The 16,019-nt window shown below is 65.0% G+C and carries 19 protein-coding genes; 14 read left to right on the plus strand and 5 right to left on the minus strand.

Annotated elements, in window-relative coordinates; genetic code table 11:
- Window positions 1-15: 15 nt before the first annotated feature.
- A complete protein-coding gene (locus AC24YW_RS33135) occupies window positions 16-1,221 on the minus strand; it encodes an LLM class flavin-dependent oxidoreductase (protein WP_487486620.1) in 1,206 nt (401 codons plus the stop codon).
- A gap of 231 nt (window positions 1,222-1,452) precedes the next feature.
- Between AC24YW_RS33135 and napE the strand changes: the two genes are divergently transcribed.
- From napE to AC24YW_RS33170, 7 genes are all read left to right on the plus strand, one after another.
- Window positions 1,453-1,638, plus strand: a complete 186-nt coding sequence (gene napE, locus AC24YW_RS33140) for a periplasmic nitrate reductase, NapE protein (protein ID WP_487486621.1) — start codon at window positions 1,453-1,455, stop codon at window positions 1,636-1,638.
- A 26-nt stretch (window positions 1,639-1,664) separates the two neighbouring features.
- The gene (locus tag AC24YW_RS33145) at window positions 1,665-1,994 is read left to right on the plus strand and encodes a chaperone NapD (RefSeq protein ID WP_487486622.1); all 330 of its coding nucleotides are present in this window, start codon (window positions 1,665-1,667) and stop codon (window positions 1,992-1,994) included.
- A 16-nt stretch (window positions 1,995-2,010) separates the two neighbouring features.
- A complete protein-coding gene (gene napA, locus AC24YW_RS33150; RefSeq protein WP_487486623.1) occupies window positions 2,011-4,524 on the plus strand; it encodes a nitrate reductase catalytic subunit NapA in 2,514 nt (837 codons plus the stop codon).
- Entirely contained in the window at window positions 4,488-4,991 is a 504-nt protein-coding gene (locus tag AC24YW_RS33155) for a nitrate reductase cytochrome c-type subunit (RefSeq protein WP_487486624.1), read from the plus strand. The genes napA and AC24YW_RS33155 overlap by 37 nt, the downstream gene beginning before the upstream one ends.
- Window positions 4,988-5,641, plus strand: coding sequence for a NapC/NirT family cytochrome c (locus AC24YW_RS33160; protein WP_487486625.1), 654 nt, complete (start codon window positions 4,988-4,990; stop codon window positions 5,639-5,641). Before AC24YW_RS33155 ends, AC24YW_RS33160 begins: the two co-directional genes overlap by 4 nt.
- Before the next feature lie 250 nt (window positions 5,642-5,891).
- Window positions 5,892-7,007 carry an ATP-dependent DNA helicase gene (locus AC24YW_RS33165; RefSeq protein WP_487486626.1) on the plus strand — a complete coding sequence of 372 codons (1,116 nt, stop codon included), beginning with the start codon at window positions 5,892-5,894 and terminating at the stop codon, window positions 7,005-7,007.
- Between the two features lie 159 nt (window positions 7,008-7,166).
- Window positions 7,167-8,513 (plus strand): alpha/beta hydrolase family protein, encoded by a 1,347-nt coding sequence (locus AC24YW_RS33170; RefSeq protein ID WP_487486627.1) that lies wholly within the window; start codon window positions 7,167-7,169, stop codon window positions 8,511-8,513.
- A gap of 6 nt (window positions 8,514-8,519) precedes the next feature.
- Here AC24YW_RS33170 and AC24YW_RS33175 read toward each other — a convergent pair whose 3' ends face one another.
- Window positions 8,520-10,202, minus strand: a complete 1,683-nt coding sequence (locus tag AC24YW_RS33175) for a caspase family protein (protein WP_487486628.1) — start codon at window positions 10,200-10,202, stop codon at window positions 8,520-8,522.
- Between the two features lie 260 nt (window positions 10,203-10,462).
- On the opposite strand from AC24YW_RS33175, the gene msrA reads away from it, so the two are divergent.
- The 4 genes from msrA to AC24YW_RS33195 all read left to right on the plus strand — a co-directional run bounded on the left by msrA (window position 10,463) and on the right by AC24YW_RS33195 (window position 12,395).
- Window positions 10,463-11,167 carry a peptide-methionine (S)-S-oxide reductase MsrA gene (gene msrA / locus AC24YW_RS33180; protein WP_487486629.1) on the plus strand — a complete coding sequence of 235 codons (705 nt, stop codon included), beginning with the start codon at window positions 10,463-10,465 and terminating at the stop codon, window positions 11,165-11,167.
- A 30-nt stretch (window positions 11,168-11,197) separates the two neighbouring features.
- Window positions 11,198-11,617 (plus strand): peptide-methionine (R)-S-oxide reductase MsrB, encoded by a 420-nt coding sequence (gene msrB, locus AC24YW_RS33185; protein ID WP_487486630.1) that lies wholly within the window; start codon window positions 11,198-11,200, stop codon window positions 11,615-11,617.
- Window positions 11,618-11,724: 107 nt separating this feature from the next.
- Complete coding sequence (locus AC24YW_RS33190) at window positions 11,725-11,889, plus strand: DUF3309 family protein (RefSeq protein WP_197948253.1); 165 nt, start codon at window positions 11,725-11,727, stop codon at window positions 11,887-11,889.
- A gap of 212 nt (window positions 11,890-12,101) precedes the next feature.
- Entirely contained in the window at window positions 12,102-12,395 is a 294-nt protein-coding gene (locus AC24YW_RS33195) for a hypothetical protein (RefSeq protein WP_024337713.1), read from the plus strand.
- 214 nt (window positions 12,396-12,609) lie between these two features.
- Here AC24YW_RS33195 and AC24YW_RS33200 read toward each other — a convergent pair whose 3' ends face one another.
- Both AC24YW_RS33200 and AC24YW_RS33205 read right to left on the minus strand, forming a co-directional pair.
- Window positions 12,610-13,152: a DUF4112 domain-containing protein gene (locus AC24YW_RS33200; protein ID WP_157288095.1), complete on the minus strand. Its 543-nt coding sequence runs from the start codon at window positions 13,150-13,152 to the stop codon at window positions 12,610-12,612.
- Between the two features lie 59 nt (window positions 13,153-13,211).
- Window positions 13,212-13,637 (minus strand): DUF5413 family protein, encoded by a 426-nt coding sequence (locus tag AC24YW_RS33205; protein WP_487486631.1) that lies wholly within the window; start codon window positions 13,635-13,637, stop codon window positions 13,212-13,214.
- A gap of 143 nt (window positions 13,638-13,780) precedes the next feature.
- Between AC24YW_RS33205 and AC24YW_RS33210 the strand changes: the two genes are divergently transcribed.
- From AC24YW_RS33210 to AC24YW_RS33220, 3 genes are all read left to right on the plus strand, one after another.
- Window positions 13,781-14,023, plus strand: a complete 243-nt coding sequence (locus AC24YW_RS33210; RefSeq protein WP_487486632.1) for a hypothetical protein — start codon at window positions 13,781-13,783, stop codon at window positions 14,021-14,023.
- Window positions 14,024-14,058: 35 nt separating this feature from the next.
- Complete coding sequence (locus AC24YW_RS33215; RefSeq protein ID WP_197963910.1) at window positions 14,059-14,277, plus strand: PIN domain-containing protein; 219 nt, start codon at window positions 14,059-14,061, stop codon at window positions 14,275-14,277.
- 250 nt (window positions 14,278-14,527) lie between these two features.
- Window positions 14,528-14,797 (plus strand): hypothetical protein, encoded by a 270-nt coding sequence (locus tag AC24YW_RS33220; RefSeq protein WP_487486633.1) that lies wholly within the window; start codon window positions 14,528-14,530, stop codon window positions 14,795-14,797.
- Window positions 14,798-14,893: 96 nt separating this feature from the next.
- On the opposite strand, the gene AC24YW_RS33225 is transcribed toward AC24YW_RS33220, so the two are convergent.
- On the minus strand, window positions 14,894-16,019 hold a 1,126-nt coding region (locus AC24YW_RS33225; protein ID WP_487486634.1), incomplete at its 5' end, for a hypothetical protein.

The raw sequence follows: 16,019 nt of genomic DNA on the forward strand, positions 1-16,019 counted from the left end.
CAGTCCTGGACGGGACTATCCGCTTGCCGCCACCTTCGGGGCGACATTGATCGCGAGCTTGCCGTAGCGGTCCGTGAACGCTTCCGTGTCGATCTCCTCCAGCTCGATCTCGCCGCTCATCACGCCTTGTTTCCATTCGGCCTGTGCCGGATCGTTCTGGAACTCCGGCATCACCTCGCGGCTGAACAGCTCGAGCGATTCGCAGATATGCTCGTGGCTGTTCTTGCCGGCCTGGTTGAGCAGGATGACCTGGTCGATGTGCGAGGACTGGAAGCGCTTCAGCTTCTTCCGGATCGTCTCCGGTGAGCCGATCAGGCCGCCGCGCAGCGCCGCTTCCTGGGCTTGCGGATTGTCTCGCTTCCACTTGTTGTACTCGTCCCACATGTTGACCGTGTATGGCGCGGGGCGCTGGCGGCTCTGCGAAGCGCCGTAGAAGCGCAGCGCGAACTGGAAGAAGGTGGCGCCGTCGGCGCGGGCCCGCGCCTCCTCGTCCGTCCTGGCGCACATGAAGAACGAGACCAGCGCCATGTTCGGATTGATCTCGTAGTCGGCCAGCTTGTGCAGGCGCTTGGTGATGGCGTTGTAATAGGCGTGCACCCAGGCATGGGCGGCGTCGGCGCTGACGAACTGGAAGCCGAGCGCGCCGAAACCGTGGCGGCCGGCGCGCTCGATGGTCGGCAGCTGCGAGCAGGCCATCCACAGCGGCGGATGCGGCTTCTGCACCGGCTTCGGCACGACATTGCGCAAGGGGATGTCGAAATACTTGCCGTGATGCTCTGAGCCTGCGTCCTTGAACATGGGGAAGATCGCCGCGACCGCCTCCTCGAACACCTCCTTCTTGGTTTCCATGTCGCGGCCGAACGGCTCCAGCTCGGTGATCGAGGCGCTCTCGCCCATGCCGAACTCACAGCGGCCGTTGGAGAGCAGATCCAGCACCGCGACCCGCTCGGCGACGCGCGCTGGATGGTTGGTGGTGAGCTGGAGGATGCCGTGGCCAAGCCGGATGTTCCTGGTGCGCTGGCTTGCGGCAGCCAGGAAGGATTCCGGCGAGGGCGAGTGCGAATATTCCTCGAGGAAGTGATGCTCGACCACCCAGGCATGGTCGTAGCCGAGACTGTCGGCGAGCTCCATCTGCGAGAGCGCGTTCTGATAGAGGGCGAGCTCGTCGCCGGCCGCCCAAGGCCGCGGCAGCTGCAGCTCGTAGAAGATGCCGAACTTCATGGCGTCGCTCTCCCGCTTATTGTTGTTAACGGCATCTTAATGCGCGAGGCGGCGCTGTCTACGGACGCGCAATTCCGCCGCATGGGAGACGATCCATCCTCCGGCGCGGCAGGAAGCAGCCAACCGACTTGATCCAAATCAACGCGCCGTCGGGTTGAACGTATCTAAAGTGCAGCAAGGCGACGGCCCGGATGCCGTCTCGATTCCCCACAGCATTTCAAGAGACCGGACATGTCGGCCCCTGACGACACGACGTCGCGCGTGCGCCGTAAGCGCATGGAGATCTTTGCGTTCCTGTTCCTGACCGCGATCGTGATGCCGGCGCTCGCGGTCGGAACGGTCGGCACTTACGGGCTCGGCGTCTGGATCTACCAGATGTTCGCCGGTCCTCCCGGTCCGCCACCCTCCCCGCATTGATCCGCTCGAAGCGAAAGACAGGCATCATGGCTCAAGCCGCATTCAGCAGTGCCAAGCTCAACCGCCGCGCCCTGATCACCGGCCGCGTGCTCACCGCCGAGCGCATCGTGCCGCCGCCCGGCGCCGAGATCGCCAGCATCATCGTGCAGGCGCGGCCCGAGCGCCTTGCCGAACTGGAAGCCGAGATCGCAGCGCTTCCCGGCTGCGAGATCCATGCCCGCGACGCGCGCGGAAAGCTCGTCGTCGTCGCCGAAGCGCCGGATGCCGGCAGCCTCGGCACCATGCTCAACGCCATCCAATCGCTGCAACACGTCTATTCCGCGGCGCTGGTGTTCCACGCCATCGAAACAGCCTGAGTCAGGAAGAGCCATCATGACATCGCCGAAGCTCGACCGCCGCCAGATGCTCAAGCTCGAGGCCGCCGCGATCGCCGCGGCCGCCGCCGGCCTCCCGGTACCGGTGCTCGCCGCCAACCTCGCCGCCGAGCGGAAGGAGAGCGAACTGAAATGGGACAAGGCCGCCTGCCGCTTCTGCGGCACCGGCTGCTCGGTGATGGTCGCGACCAAGGACAACCGCGTCGTCGCTACCCACGGCGACATCAAGGCCGAGGTCAATCGCGGCCTCAACTGCGTGAAAGGCTACTTCCTCTCCAAGATCATGTACGGCCACGACCGCCTGACCCAGCCGATGCTGCGCAAGACCGGCGGCAAGTACGACAAGAACGGCGAGTTCACGCCGGTGAGCTGGACCGAAGCCTTCGACATCATGGAGCTGAAGTGGAAGGAGGCGATCAGGAAGCGCGGCCCGAACGGCGTCGCCATGTTCGGCTCCGGCCAGTGGACGATCTGGGAAGGCTATGCGGCATCGAAGCTGTTCAAGGCCGGCTTCCGCACCAACAACATCGACCCCAATGCACGGCACTGCATGGCGTCGGCCGTGGCCGGCATGATGCGCACCTTCGGCATCGACGAGCCGGCCGGCTGCTACGACGACATCGAGGCCACCGATGCCTTCGTGCTGTGGGGCTCCAACATGGCGGAGATGCATCCCATCCTGTGGACGCGCATCGCCGACCGCCGGCTGTCCGCACCGCATGTCCGCGTCGCCGTGCTCTCCACCTTCGAGCACCGCTCGTTCGACCTCGCCGACATCGGCATGGTGTTCAAGCCGCATACCGACCTCTACATCCTCAACGCCATCGCGGGCCACATCATCAAGACCGGCCGCGTCAACAAGGACTTCGTCGCCAAGCATACCGTGTTCAAGCGCGGCCAGACCGACATCGGCTACGGATTGCGGCCCGAGCATCCGCTGCAGAAGAAGGCGACAGGCGCGGGCAAGCCCAACGACGCCACCGACATGAGCTATGACGAGTTCGCCAAGTTCGTGTCCGAGTACACGCTGGAGAAAGCCGCCGAAATGTCGGGCGTGCCGCTCAACCGTCTCGAGGCGCTCGCCGAGCTCTACGCCGATCCCAAGACGAAGGTCGTCTCGTTCTGGACCATGGGCTTCAACCAGCACACCCGCGGCGTCTGGTGCAACAACCTCGTCTACAACATCCACCTCCTGACCGGGAAGATTTCCGAACCCGGCAACAGCCCGTTCTCGCTGACGGGCCAGCCCTCGGCCTGCGGCACCGCGCGCGAGGTCGGTACCTTCTCGCACCGCCTGCCCGCCGACATGGTCGTGACCAACAAGAAGCATCGCGACCACGCCGAGCAGATCTGGCAGCTGCCCGAGGGCACCATCCCCGACAAGAACGGCGCGCACGCCGTGCTGCAAAGTCGGATGCTGAAGGACGGCCTGATCAACGCCTATTGGGTGCAGGTCAACAACAACCTGCAGGCCGGTCCCAACGTCAACGAGGAGACCTATCCGGGCTTCCGCAACCCCGACAATTTCATCGTGGTCTCGGACGCCTATCCGTCGGTGACCGCGCTGGCGGCGGACCTGATCCTGCCGACCGCAATGTGGGTGGAGAAGGAAGGCGCTTACGGCAATGCCGAACGGCGCACCCAGTTCTGGCACCAGCTCGTCCCCGCGCCGGGCGAGTCGAAGTCGGATCTCTGGCAACTCATGGAGTTCTCCAAGCGCTTCAAAATCGAGGAGGTCTGGCCCGCGGAGCTGATCGCCAAGAAGCCGGAATATCGCGGCAAGACGCTGTTCGACGTGCTCTACAAGAATGGCCAGGTCGACAAATTCCCGGTTACCGATATCGAGCCGGGCTATGCCAACGACGAATCCAAGGCGTTCGGCTTCTACGTCCACAAGGGCCTGTTCGAGGAATATGCCCAGTTCGGCCGCGGCCACGGCCACGACCTCGCGCCGTTCGACACCTATCACCGCGAGCGCGGCCTGCGCTGGCCCGTCGTCAACGGCCAGGAGACCAAGTGGCGCTTCCGCGAAGGCAGCGACCCCTATGTCAAGCAGGGCACCAACGTGCAGTTCTACGGCCATGCCGACGGCAAGGCCCGCATCTTCGCGCTGCCCTACGAGCCGCCGGCGGAATCGCCCGACAACGACTATCCCTACTGGCTCTCGACCGGCCGCGTGCTCGAGCACTGGCATTCCGGCACCATGACGCGCCGCGTGCCCGAGCTGTTCAAGGCCTTTCCCGAAGCGGTCTGCTTCATGCATCCGGACGATGCACAGGACATGAAGCTCCGCCGCGGCGATGAGGTGAAGGTGGTCTCCCGCCGCGGCTTCATCCGCGCCCGCGTCGAGACGCGCGGCCGCGACCGGCCGCCGCGCGGCCTCGTCTTCGTGCCGTGGTTCGACGAATCCAAGCTGATCAACAAGGTGACGCTCGACGCCACCGATCCGATCTCGTTGCAGACCGATTTCAAGAAATGCGCCGTGCGCATCGAGCGGGTGAACATGTCATGAAGAAGCGATCCGCAATCATCCTGCTCGCCTTCGCGATCGCAGCCGGCACGAGCTCGCTGACGGCGCAGACCGTAACTTCCGGCCTGCGCGGCCCGACCCCGCTCAACGACGAGGGCCCGGCGCCGCCGATGCTGCCGAACCGCAACACCTCCGAGAAGGAGGTGCGCAACTATCCGGAGCAGCCGCCCGTCATTCCGCACAATATCGACGGCTATCAGGTCGACCTCAACGGCAACAAATGCCTGTCCTGCCATGCGCGGGCGCGCACCGCCGAGTCGCAGGCACCGATGGTCTCGATCACGCACTTCATGGACCGCGACGGCCAGTTCCTGGCCTCGGTCTCGCCGCGCCGCTTCTTCTGCACCGAATGCCACGTGCCGCAGAACACCGCCAATCCGCCGGTCAGCAACGACTTCACCGACATCGACACGCTGCTGTCGCGCGCAAGCCCGGGTGGCCGCAGATGACGACGACGGCCGACGATCCCAACGCGGAGCTGAATGCCAAGCGGGGCGTCATCGCGCGCAGCTGGGCGTTTCTGCTCGAGCTATGGCAGGTGCTGACCCGGCCGAGCTCGGTGTTCGCGCTCGGCACCCTGGTGCTGGCCGGTTTCGTCGCCGGCGTGATCTTCTGGGGCGGCTTCAACACCGCGCTGGAAATCACCAACACCGAGAAGTTCTGCACCGGCTGCCATGAGATGAAGGACAACGTCTACGCCGAGCTGAAGTCGACCGTCCATTTCTCCAACCGCTCCGGCGTGCGCGCGACCTGTCCGGACTGCCACGTGCCGCACAACTGGACCGACAAGATCGCGCGCAAGATGCAGGCCTCCAAGGAAGTCTGGGGCAAGATCTTCGGAACGATCGACACGAGAGAGAAGTTCCAGGACCACCGGCTCGAGCTCGCCGCGCACGAATGGGCGCGCTTCAAGGCCAATGATTCCCTGGAATGCCGCAACTGCCACAGCGCCGATTCCATGGACATCACCAAGCAATCGCCGCGGGCCTCGGTGGCGCACCAGCGTTTCCTGTTCACCAAGGAAAAGACCTGCATCGACTGCCACAAGGGCATCGCCCACCAGCTGCCCGACATGCGCGGCGTGCCGGGGTGGCAGTAGGGAAGGCCTGAGCAAGCGCCTCGTCCTTCGAGACGGCTGCTTCGCAGCCTCCTCAGGATGAGGCTGATCGGCATCATCGCCTGCCGAAAGTTGCCCCACGAACTCCGCCCTCATCCTGAGGGCCCGCCAAAGGCGGGCGTCTCGAAGGATGGGCCGCAAGGAACGGCCTTCTGCGCTTGAACAGGCTGGATGAATGGTTAGTTTTGGGGCATGGCGAATCGCCTCTTTTCGCCGCTCCCTCAAGACAGACATGGCCACTTTCACCCCGCATCAGGATGCTGCGCTCAAGGCCGTCGGCGATTGGCTCAAGGCCAAGCCGGGACGGGGCGGCACGCCGCCGGTGTTCCGCCTGTTCGGCTTTGCCGGCACCGGCAAGACCACGCTGGCGCGGCACATCGCCGAAGGCGTCGACGGCGAGGTGAAGTTCGCCGCCTTCACCGGCAAGGCCGCCCTCGTCATGCGCAACAAGGGCTGCGACGGCGCATCCACCATCCATTCGCTGATCTACCGCGCCCGCGAATCCGGCGAGGAGCAGCCGAGTTTTGAGCTGTGGGACGATGCGCCGGCGTCGAAGGCGAAGCTGATCGTGATCGACGAATGCTCGATGGTCGATGCCGAGCTCGGCCGCGACCTGATGTCGTTCGACTGTCCGCTGCTGGTGTTGGGCGATCCCGCGCAGCTGCCGCCGATCCAGGGCGGCGGCTTCTTCACCAATTCGGAGCCGGACGCGATGCTGACCGAGGTGCATCGCCAGGCCCAGGACGATCCGATCGTGCGGATGTCGATGGACGTGCGCGAGGGACGCGAGCTCGACATCGGCCGCTACGGCGAGAGCGAGGTGGTCTCGCGCAAGGAGCTCGACCCCGATCGCGTCATGGGGGCCGACCAGATCCTGGTCGGCCGCAACAACACCAGACGCGCCTACAACATGCGGGTGCGCCAGCGTCAGAACATCGAGGACCAATTCCCGGTCGCCGGCGACAAGCTGGTGTGCCTGCGCAACAACCGCAAGAAGGGCCTGTTCAACGGCGGCCTGTGGCGCGTCAAGTCGCGCAACACCTCGCGCTCGAAATCGCGCATCCTCTCGATGCGGCTGTCGCCGGACGAGGATTTCGGTCACAAGGTGACCAAGGTCTCGGTGCGCGCCGATTGCTTCGATGGCGGCGTCGAGCAGATCGCCTGGGAGCAGCGCAAGCCCTATGACGAGTTCGACTACGGTTATGTCCTGACGGTGCACAAGTCGCAGGGCTCGCAATGGGACGACGTCGTGCTGTTCGACGAGAGCTTTGCGTTTCAGGATTCGCGGGCGCGGTGGCTCTATACCGGCATCACGCGGGCGGCGAAACGGCTGAGCGTGGTGGTATGAAGCTGCCGTAGCTCGACCGATACTCAGTACAAAAACAGCCGCATGTAGCTGCGCTCATCCGGACCACACCCGCACACATGAGCGGCCGCAACGAGGTGCGTTCACCGCCCGCTAGGCTTTGTGCTGTATCAGCTTGCGATCTGCATCGGAGTGGAACGCATGACCTCGCGCGCGACGAAGCCTGATGACCTCGATAGTGGTACCCTGAGCCGCCGGAGCCTCCTCAAATCCGCGAGCGCGGCAGCGGGCCTCGCGCTGTCGGCCACAATTCCGGAAACAACTCTTGCTGCGTCGGCGGGCGAGCCTCTGCGCGTCTCCAAGGAACGGCTCAATGCGCTGGCCGCAAAGTTCTATGCCGTCTTCAACGAGGGCAATATCCTGCCAGCCGCCTTCCCCGAAAAATATGCGGCACGCAACGACGTGGAGCTGAGGCGCATCGTCACCTTCACGCGCATCCCGGAGACCGGTGAACGCGTCAAGGTCAGCGGCCTGCTTGCGGTGCCGGCCGGCGCGCGCGGCGCCTTGCCGCTGTTGTCATGGCAGCACGGCACGATCCTCTCGTTCGACCAGGTCCCCTCGAACCTGCTGCGGCTGAAGGACGAAACTTACGAGCTGCGCGACAATGTCGATTCGATCGAGACCCTGTTCAATGTCCAGCGCTTCGCCGGCAACGGCTATGCGGTCGTCGCGGCCGATTATGTCGGCAAGGGCCCCTATCGCAATGGCCGGAGCGAAGCCTATGCCGTGAAGGGCGCGACGGTGCAATGCTGCCTCGACATCCTGATGGCGGGGTTGCACGAATTGCGGACACTGGGTCTGCGCCAATCATCGCTATTCCTGAACGGATGGTCGCAAGGTGCGCTGAACACGCAATGGCTCAAGCAGGAAGTGCAGCGCCGCGGCATCAAGGTGCGGGCGATCGCCACGCAGAGTCCGTTCAATGATCTCGCCGAGAGCTTTCACTATTGGGCGAACCCCACCGCCTATATTCCGGCCTCGGAAACCTCCTACCCGATGCCGCCGGCCTGGATCACGCCGTGCCTGATCGTCCTGCTCGGCAGCTACCGGCGCTATTACGGGCTGAACGATCTGTTCAAGGCGGCGGTCAAGCCCCAGTATCAGGCGTTCGCGGAGAAATACTGGTCAGACTACAGCCTCGAGGGCGAGATCGCCAAGAGCATTCCTGCGGCGGGCGATTTCCTGGTCGAAGGCTTCTTCGATCGCTTCACCAACGAGACCAACAGCGCGCTGCTGCGCCGCCTTGGCGGCAATGCTGCAACGTTCTGGCAGTACGATTCCCCGATCAGATTTTACTACGGGCTGGCCGATGAGGCCCTGCATCCCAAACTGGTGCGGCCCGCGATCGCCGCCGGCGGGCATTTCGCCGCGGGGGTCGCGGTCAATGGCGCAAGCCATCGCGGCACGTTCCTGTCGAGCCTTTATGGCGAAGCGGCCGTTCTGAACGGACAGTCGACGGCGTTCGACTGGTTCAATTCGCTGGCGTGAGCGCGGCTACTTCCCAGCGACGAAGTAGAAATCCTCCCGCCCCGGCGGCGAGCCGTAGGTGAACGGCTGCTGCGCGTGCCTGGTCGCGGCCCAGACGTCGTCGCGGACGATGTCGAACAATTTTCGGATCTCGACCTTCGGCTGCTTGATCTCGCGGGCGAGCGCGGTGGCGAACGGGCTGTTGGGGCTACCATCGCCATCCATCGCGGTCTCGCCGTGCTTGGCGGCGTAGACCACCATGAAGCCCGCACCGGGCTCGATGTTGGAAAAGCCCTTCTCGACCAGCTTCAGCGACAGCGTGCGCTGCATGGCCGGCGCGAATGGATTGTCGCGGCAGGCATCGAGGACAACGAGGCGTACTTTCCGCGCGGCGCCGACCGCGGCGATCACCTGCTCGAGCGCGACGGCCTCGGTCTCGGCGTCCTTGTCGGCGGTGAGCCTGGCGTCGACCGGAACGAGATAGTTGACCCCGCCGATCTCGAAACCATGGCCGGCGTAATAGACCATGGCCCAATCGGCCGTTTCCGCTTCCTCGGCGAAGGCCGCCAGGGTCTGGAAGAACGCATCGCGGGTGAGGTCCCTGGTGTCCATCACGGTCTGGAAGCCGAGGCCGCGCAGCACGCCCGCGATCAGCTTTGAATCGCGGGGCGGATTCGGCAGCACATGGACATGCTTGTAGGCGCCGTTGCCGATCACCAGCGCGATGCGACGGCCGGTCGTGGCCGCCTCCTTCGGCGTCAGGGCGGCGAGCCGCTCCTGCGCGATGGCGCGGGCGCGCGCAACCTCGGTCTCGTCGAACCTCGTCAGCGAATAGGCCGCGGCGCGATAATCGGCGCGGGCCTGGGCGAGATCCTTCCTGCGCTCGTAGATCTGGCCGCGGCCGGAATGGGCGCGGACATTGTTCGGGTTGATCTGGAGAGCCGTGTTGTAATCCTTCAGCGCGGCGTCGAAATCGCCCTTCATCATGTTGACGTCGGCGCGGTTGTTGATCGCGAACACGTTCCTCGGCTGCTTCTCGATCAGGCCGTTGCAATCGGCCAGGGCGCGATCGAACTTGCCCATCATGCCGTAGGTGACGCAGCGGTTGCCGGCGATCTGCGGCGCCGCCGCATCGAGCTTCTCGGCCTCGGCGAAATCGGCGATGGCGCCGTCGAAATCCTTCATCAGCGTGCGCGCGCGGGCGCGATTGGTCCAGGCGAGCAGGAATTTCGGCGTGTACTTGATCGACAGGCTGAAATCGTCGATCGCGCTCTGCAGCGCGCCGCGGCGCGCGTGGATGACGCCGCGGTTGTTGTAGGGAACGCCATAGGCCGGGCGCTTCCGGAGCGCGAGGTTGTAGTCGGCCATCGCGAGATCGTCCTGTCCGCTGCGCTCATGGGCGAGGCCGCGCAGGTTGAGGGCGACGACGTTGTCGGGATCGAGGTCGACGGCCATGGACAGCGTCTCGATCGCGTGGACATAGTCGCGCTTGTTGAGCTGGATATTGCCGCGCGCGGACAGGGCGATCGCCTTGTCCTTGGCGGTGAGACGATCGGCGCTCAGCAGGTTCTCGCAGGCGGTGGCGCGGGCCTGCAGCTCGGCCTGGCGGTCGCGGCACAAAGCGAGATCGTCGCCGGCTCGGGGATCGGCCGCGGCAATGCAAGTGCCGGCGGCGAGGACGGCAAGGATCAGGAGTACGACGCGCAGCATGTTGTCAGGCCAGCTCCAGCCACCATTTGGTCGATCATCGATCGCGCCGGTTCATCTAGCGCGGAGTTCCGCATCCCGCCAAGCCGGCCGGTCGCCGCGCCCACCGCGTCCTCACGGTCTCGTGTCCGCCCCGCCGTAACAATCCGCGGTTCGGCCCGTATCTCGGATGATGCGAAAACGCCGGGCAGGCTGTTCGCCCGGTCCCGACCGCCCTAGACTGTCAGCCCTCGCGAAAGAGGGATTGCCGAAAGAGGATTGCCATGCGCCGAACCGCCCTCGCCACCCTGCTCGCCGCAACCACCGCCCTGACGCTGGCTTTCTTGATGCCGTCCCGTGCCGCGGAGGAGGCGGTTGTGATCCCCGCTCCCACATTGGACACGGCGCCCGCAAGCGGCGTCCAGACCGCCGTGCTCGCCGGCGGCTGCTTCTGGGGCGTGCAAGGCGTCTTCCAGCACACGGCCGGCGTGGTCAACGCGGTCTCCGGCTATGCCGGCGGCACCAAGGCGACCGCTGATTACAAGACCGTGTCGAGCGGCCGCTCCGGCCATGCCGAGGTGGTCGAGATCAAGTACGACCCGAAGAAGATCTCCTACGGCAAGATCCTCCAGATCTACTTCTCGGTGGTGCACGACCCGACCCAGCTCAACCGCCAGGGTCCCGACGTCGGCCCGCAATATCGCTCCGCTATCTTCACTACCTCGGACGAGCAGAAGAAGGTCGCGGAAGCCTATATCGCCCAGCTCAACGGCGCCAAAGTGTTCAACAAGCCGATCGTGACCAAGGTCGGCGCGCTGGAGGCGTTCTATCCGGCGGAGGCCTATCACCAGGACTATCTGACGTTGCATCCGAACCAGCCCTACATCGTCTATAACGACATCCCGAAGGTCGAGAACCTGAAAAAGCTGTTCGCGGATAACTACATCGAGAAGCCGACGCTGGTGAATGCCGGCAAGGCCACCAACTGAGCTTGAGATCACCAAAGCAACGGGAGACCCATGCCCGACACCAAGACCAAAGCGACCGACGACAAGGTCATCAAGAGCGAAGAGCAGTGGCGGCGCGAGCTGACGCCGATGCAATATGCCATCCTCCGCGAGAAGGCGACCGAGCGTCCCTTCTCGGGCGAATATGAGCACGAGCACCGGGCCGGCACGTACGTCTGCGCCGGCTGCGGCAATGTGCTGTTCGAGTCCGACGCCAAGTTCGATTCCGGCTGCGGCTGGCCGAGCTTCACCCAGCCCGCGGTCGACAGCCACATCGACGAGGAGCGGGACACCAGCCACGGCATGATCCGCACCGAGGTGCTCTGCTCCAAATGCAGCGGCCATCTCGGCCACGTCTTCCCCGACGGCCCCGGGCCGACCGGCCTGCGCTACTGCATCAATTCCGCAGCGCTGAAGCTCCAGCCCAAATAACCAGGCATGTCGCCCGGTTCCCCCGTGGAACCCGGCGGCATGATGTGCTTTTCTGCTCTGGCGGTGCGGCCGATCACCGCATTTCGGCGGCCGCCAGGGAGGATGCCATGGCGCTTGGGACCATCCTGATCATCCTGGTGATCATCTATCTCGTCGGCGGCCTGTCCGGCCGGTTCGGCGGCTACGGCTATGGCCTTGGTCATTCCGGCATCGGGATCGGCGGGGTCGTGCTGGTGATCCTGATCGTGCTACTACTTCTTGGCAAAGTTTAAGCCATATAAGTCCTTGAAATATTGATTAATATCGTCTCCGCGGGGCTGCCATGCATGGATTCATCATCTCGCATCGCGGGGGTCGCATTTTTGTCAAATCGGCCTATATTAGAGGGCGACAATGACATGCGGCGGGCCCGCTCGATTGCGGCCCCTGCCCTCCCCAACCCCACGCGCTTAAAGCCCCAGAGAAGATCACGAGGTCTTTGACCATGCGTCCACTGCGTCCGTTCAACTTCAACACCTCCGCCGAGCTCTTCCCCGCCGCCATCCGCAAGAAGAAGCGCGCGGGCTTCACCTATCGGCGGTTCGGCACTGCGGCCGAGGCCGTGCAGTTCGCGATGGAGCAGTTGCCGACGGACTCGCTGAACGGCGCCTATCTCCAGGTCGAGGAAGCGCGCTTCGACCAGAACGGCATCCGCTCGCTGTACGAGAGCGATGCCTTCCCGCTGCCCCGCCGGCCCAAGCCGGCCCCGGCCGCGGAGACCGACGCCGACGCGGCGTAGCTTTCGCAACAAGGTTCGATGTGCGCAGAAGGCGCGATGGCCGAAAGGTCGTCGCGCCTTTTGTGTTTTGGGGCTTTCATGCTTCCACAACGTCATGGCCGGGCTTGTCCCGGCCATCCACGCCTTGCCGAGCGGCAGCAAGAACGTGGATGCCCGGGACAAGCCCGGGCATGACGACCTCGATCATTTTCATCCATTGCCGAGAGGAACGGTCCTACATCCGCGGCTGCTTTTCCAGCCAGCGCTGGAGCAGGCGGACGTTGCGCGTGTTGGCGCGGAACATGACGTCGAAGGCGTCGCCCGCGAACGGGACGAGGCCAACCACGCCGTCGACCGCGACATTGCCGAGCATGCGCGCCGTGATGTGCCAGGGCGCGCCCAGCGCGCGGGCTTCGCGCACCAGCCACAGCGAGATCGCGGTGGTGATGATGTCGCCGACGACGGGGATCAATCCGATCAGCCCGTCGATGCCGTAGCGGATGTTGGTGCCGGGCAGGATGAAGGCGACGTCGAGCAGCTTGGCGATCGCCTCGAGCCGCGCAATCCGCTGCTCGCGCGTCAGATTGCCGAACGGGCTGCCTTGCCCGAACTCGAAACGAAACTCGCGAAATCCCTGTTCCAGGCTTTCCGGCCTGATCTCGTGACCGTCCTGGTCGATGATCGGGCCGCGCGCCTCGTCGCGCGAAAAGCGCGCATGCGAGCCGCTCCCGGAACGGGATTTGCGCGGAGCGAGGATGTCGTCGTCTTGCATGGCCATGGCCTTCAGTGAACGCGCCAGCGCGGCGGAGGTTGCTGCCCGCGCTCGAACGCCGCGCGTCAGGTCGGCGCCGGCGCGGCTTGCGGCTCATCGACGTAGCGATGCACGAGCCAGGATGAAATCACCGCCGGCACGAAACCGACGAGCCCGTACAGGATGAACTGCACCGCACCGGAATCCGGCCCGCGCGAGCTGTAGGTGAGCGAGGCCAGGGCGAAGGCGAACAGGCCGACCAGAAGCATCCGCAAGCGCGGACCGATCCGGCGGATGTGGCACAGGATGTCGTCGACCGCGCCGATCATCAGCGCGGGCAGGAAGCCGAACAGGTAGCTGTATTGCAGGGTCTTGAAGAACACCGCGAACAGCTTGCCGACCTCGCCGAGATTGGTCTGGGTCCAATAGCCGGACTGGTAGGTCGTCGTCAGCAGCAGCAGGAACCCGCCGACGAATGGACCGACCAGCGCAAACACCAGATAGCGTTTCATCAAGCACCTCACACTCTGCAGGCGTTATAGCAGCGTAGCGGGAACCTTGAACAGCGGGCGCCGGGCTCAGCCCGAGGGGAACAAGAGGCAAGGCGATGAGTTCATGCTGGACCTGAATTCACCTCTGTTTGATTGGAGCGCCGATGGCCCGCAAATTTCTCCTGGCGACGACTACGCTGGCAGCCCTGACCTGCCTGTCGGAGGTGCCTGCTCTCGCGCAAGGCCACATGGGCACGCCGCAGGAGCAAAAGGCCTGCACGCGAGACGCTCAGCGTTTCTGCCGCAAGGACCTCGGCAACGACATGGCGGTGCAAGGCTGCCTGCAAGCCAACCGGGCCAAGCTGTCGAAGTCCTGCAGCAAGGTGTTTCAGAGCCACGGCATGTGAGGACGGACCCATCCCCGCGAACGGAGAGTGAAGCCATGTTGCACGACGAAGAGCTCTCGATCCTGCGGGACATCAGCCAGTCCGTTGCCTTCGCCGACGACCGGCAGGGCAAGATGGGGCAATTGATCGCCGACGGCTACGTGATGAAGGACGGCGACCTGTTCGAGCTGACGCCCAAGGGCGTCACTGCCGTCGAGGAGCACGCCGCCGCTCTCGGCGCGAGCGATGCGGAACAAGCGTCTCCGATCGGCTGATCCGATCCGCGACGTGACTGTCGTGCAACAATTGCGAATTCCTTTCCGCCGGCCATTGCGGGCGCGTGACAATGGCGCATACTTCGCTCGGGCGGCGCAGCACTTTCGATTCGAGCATCAAGAGATCGAGCGACCACACTCGGGACCGAAGCTCCCGACGTGAAGGCTGTGACATGCGGCAGATCAAGCCACGTGCGGCGCCCCAAAACCAAGCGGCTCAAGCCCTAGGGAACTCGGGGACCCATTCCACATGACACGCCTTCAGACCATCGCTTCGCTGTTCGCTCTCGCCACCACCTTCGCTCTCCAGACATCACCCAGTCTCGCCTTCTCGCAAGAAGCCCAGCAGATGTGCTCGGGCGACGCGATGCGGCTGTGCTCAAGCGAAATTCCCGACATCCCGCGCATCACCGCCTGCATGGTGCGGAACAAGGCGCAGGTCAGCCCCGGCTGCCGCGCCGTGATGGACCGCGAGCACGCCGCCGCCGCATCGCGGAAGCGGGAAGCGGCGGCGCAGTAGCTATCAGGACGTCATTCCGGGGCGGTGCGCAGCACCGAACCCGGAATCTCGAGATTCCGGGTTCGCGCTATGCGCGCCCCGGAATGATAGAAGTGCCTAATCGCCCCACTGCGCGAAGGCGTCGTTGAAGGCGCGCTCGCCGGGGGCGCCCTTCTCGATGGCGATGATGGCGCGACGCTGGTTGGCGTAGACCAGCGGCACGTCGAACCAGGAGCGCTCCTTCAGGAGCTGGACGTTGCGGGCGCGGTCGGCATCGACATTGGAGAGGCCGACCAGGAAGAAGCCGTCGGTGACCTTGACCGCGAGGCCGGCGAGCGGCGTGCCGCGGGCCTGCTCGTTCGACTTCATCAGGATGCCCGGCACGTTGGAGACGCTGCCGCCGGGGAAATCCTGCGGCAGGATGAAGGTCAGCTCCGCGGTGTGGCTCGCCGGCAGCGAGGAATCGGTATTGCGTCGGAACGACATCGTCATCTTGAACTTGCGGTCGGGAATCTCGATGTCGGCGCGCACGGCGACGTCGGCCTTCTGGTTGCCCGAGGCCTTGATCGGCTCGAGCCGCCACACCACCGAGCCGACATATTGCTTGCCCTTCGGATCGGACGGATCCTCGTCGTAGAGCACGACCTTCTGCGCCACCGGCGCGACCGGCTGGTCCGCCGAGGGCTGGCCGACGCGATCGGGAATCTTGGGCTTGCTCTGCGGCTGCGCCGGGGTCGGCGTATCCGCAACTTGCGTTGCGGACGGCTTGAGGAAGCCGTTGACGATCTGGAGCAGCTGCTTGCCCCAGAGGATGCCGGCGCCGACCAGGATGAGCACGATGCCGACGGCAATCGCGCTCTTGAACGGAAAGGCGGAGCCGGTGCGGGCGCGCTTCTTGACGTCGCGATCGGGGGCGATGCGCGGACGCGGGGACGGCGGCTGCGGCGTGTAGCGCTCGGCCTCCTCGATCGACTCGTCGTAGGAATAGGGCGCCTCCGACTCGCCGGCGCGGTTTTCCAGGCTCGGCTCCAGCCGGTCGAATTCCGGCGAGGGCGACGGCACGTTGGCGTAGGTGCGGCGCGCGGCGCGGCTGGCCTGCGCGGCGGCACCGCCGAGATCGTTGGCATCGGCCGTGATGTCGCGGAAGCCGCGCACGCCGGGCGAGGACGGCAGCGGCGGCGGGGGGCCGACGTCCGGCGGACGCCGCGCACCCTGGCGATCGCGGCCGGCCGGCGGCTCCGAC

It is taken from the genome of Bradyrhizobium sp. USDA3516, assembly GCF_057651995.1.

Coding starts and splice junctions, on each gene's coding strand:
- AC24YW_RS33190 (WP_197948253.1), top strand. CDS start 11,725: ATGGCGCTTGGGACCATCCTGATCATCCTGGTGATCATCTATCTCGTC.
- AC24YW_RS33215 (WP_197963910.1), top strand. CDS start 14,059: ATGTTGCACGACGAAGAGCTCTCGATCCTGCGGGACATCAGCCAGTCC.
- napA (WP_487486623.1), top strand. CDS start 2,011: ATGACATCGCCGAAGCTCGACCGCCGCCAGATGCTCAAGCTCGAGGCC.
- AC24YW_RS33220 (WP_487486633.1), top strand. CDS start 14,528: ATGACACGCCTTCAGACCATCGCTTCGCTGTTCGCTCTCGCCACCACC.
- msrB (WP_487486630.1), top strand. CDS start 11,198: ATGCCCGACACCAAGACCAAAGCGACCGACGACAAGGTCATCAAGAGC.
- AC24YW_RS33165 (WP_487486626.1), top strand. CDS start 5,892: ATGGCCACTTTCACCCCGCATCAGGATGCTGCGCTCAAGGCCGTCGGC.
- msrA (WP_487486629.1), top strand. CDS start 10,463: ATGCGCCGAACCGCCCTCGCCACCCTGCTCGCCGCAACCACCGCCCTG.
- AC24YW_RS33155 (WP_487486624.1), top strand. CDS start 4,488: ATGCGCCGTGCGCATCGAGCGGGTGAACATGTCATGAAGAAGCGATCC.
- AC24YW_RS33175 (WP_487486628.1), bottom strand. CDS start 10,202: ATGCTGCGCGTCGTACTCCTGATCCTTGCCGTCCTCGCCGCCGGCACT.
- AC24YW_RS33135 (WP_487486620.1), bottom strand. CDS start 1,221: ATGAAGTTCGGCATCTTCTACGAGCTGCAGCTGCCGCGGCCTTGGGCG.
- napE (WP_487486621.1), top strand. CDS start 1,453: ATGTCGGCCCCTGACGACACGACGTCGCGCGTGCGCCGTAAGCGCATG.
- AC24YW_RS33195 (WP_024337713.1), top strand. CDS start 12,102: ATGCGTCCACTGCGTCCGTTCAACTTCAACACCTCCGCCGAGCTCTTC.
- AC24YW_RS33205 (WP_487486631.1), bottom strand. CDS start 13,637: ATGAAACGCTATCTGGTGTTTGCGCTGGTCGGTCCATTCGTCGGCGGG.
- AC24YW_RS33170 (WP_487486627.1), top strand. CDS start 7,167: ATGACCTCGCGCGCGACGAAGCCTGATGACCTCGATAGTGGTACCCTG.
- AC24YW_RS33210 (WP_487486632.1), top strand. CDS start 13,781: ATGGCCCGCAAATTTCTCCTGGCGACGACTACGCTGGCAGCCCTGACC.
- AC24YW_RS33160 (WP_487486625.1), top strand. CDS start 4,988: ATGACGACGACGGCCGACGATCCCAACGCGGAGCTGAATGCCAAGCGG.
- AC24YW_RS33200 (WP_157288095.1), bottom strand. CDS start 13,152: ATGGCCATGCAAGACGACGACATCCTCGCTCCGCGCAAATCCCGTTCC.
- AC24YW_RS33145 (WP_487486622.1), top strand. CDS start 1,665: ATGGCTCAAGCCGCATTCAGCAGTGCCAAGCTCAACCGCCGCGCCCTG.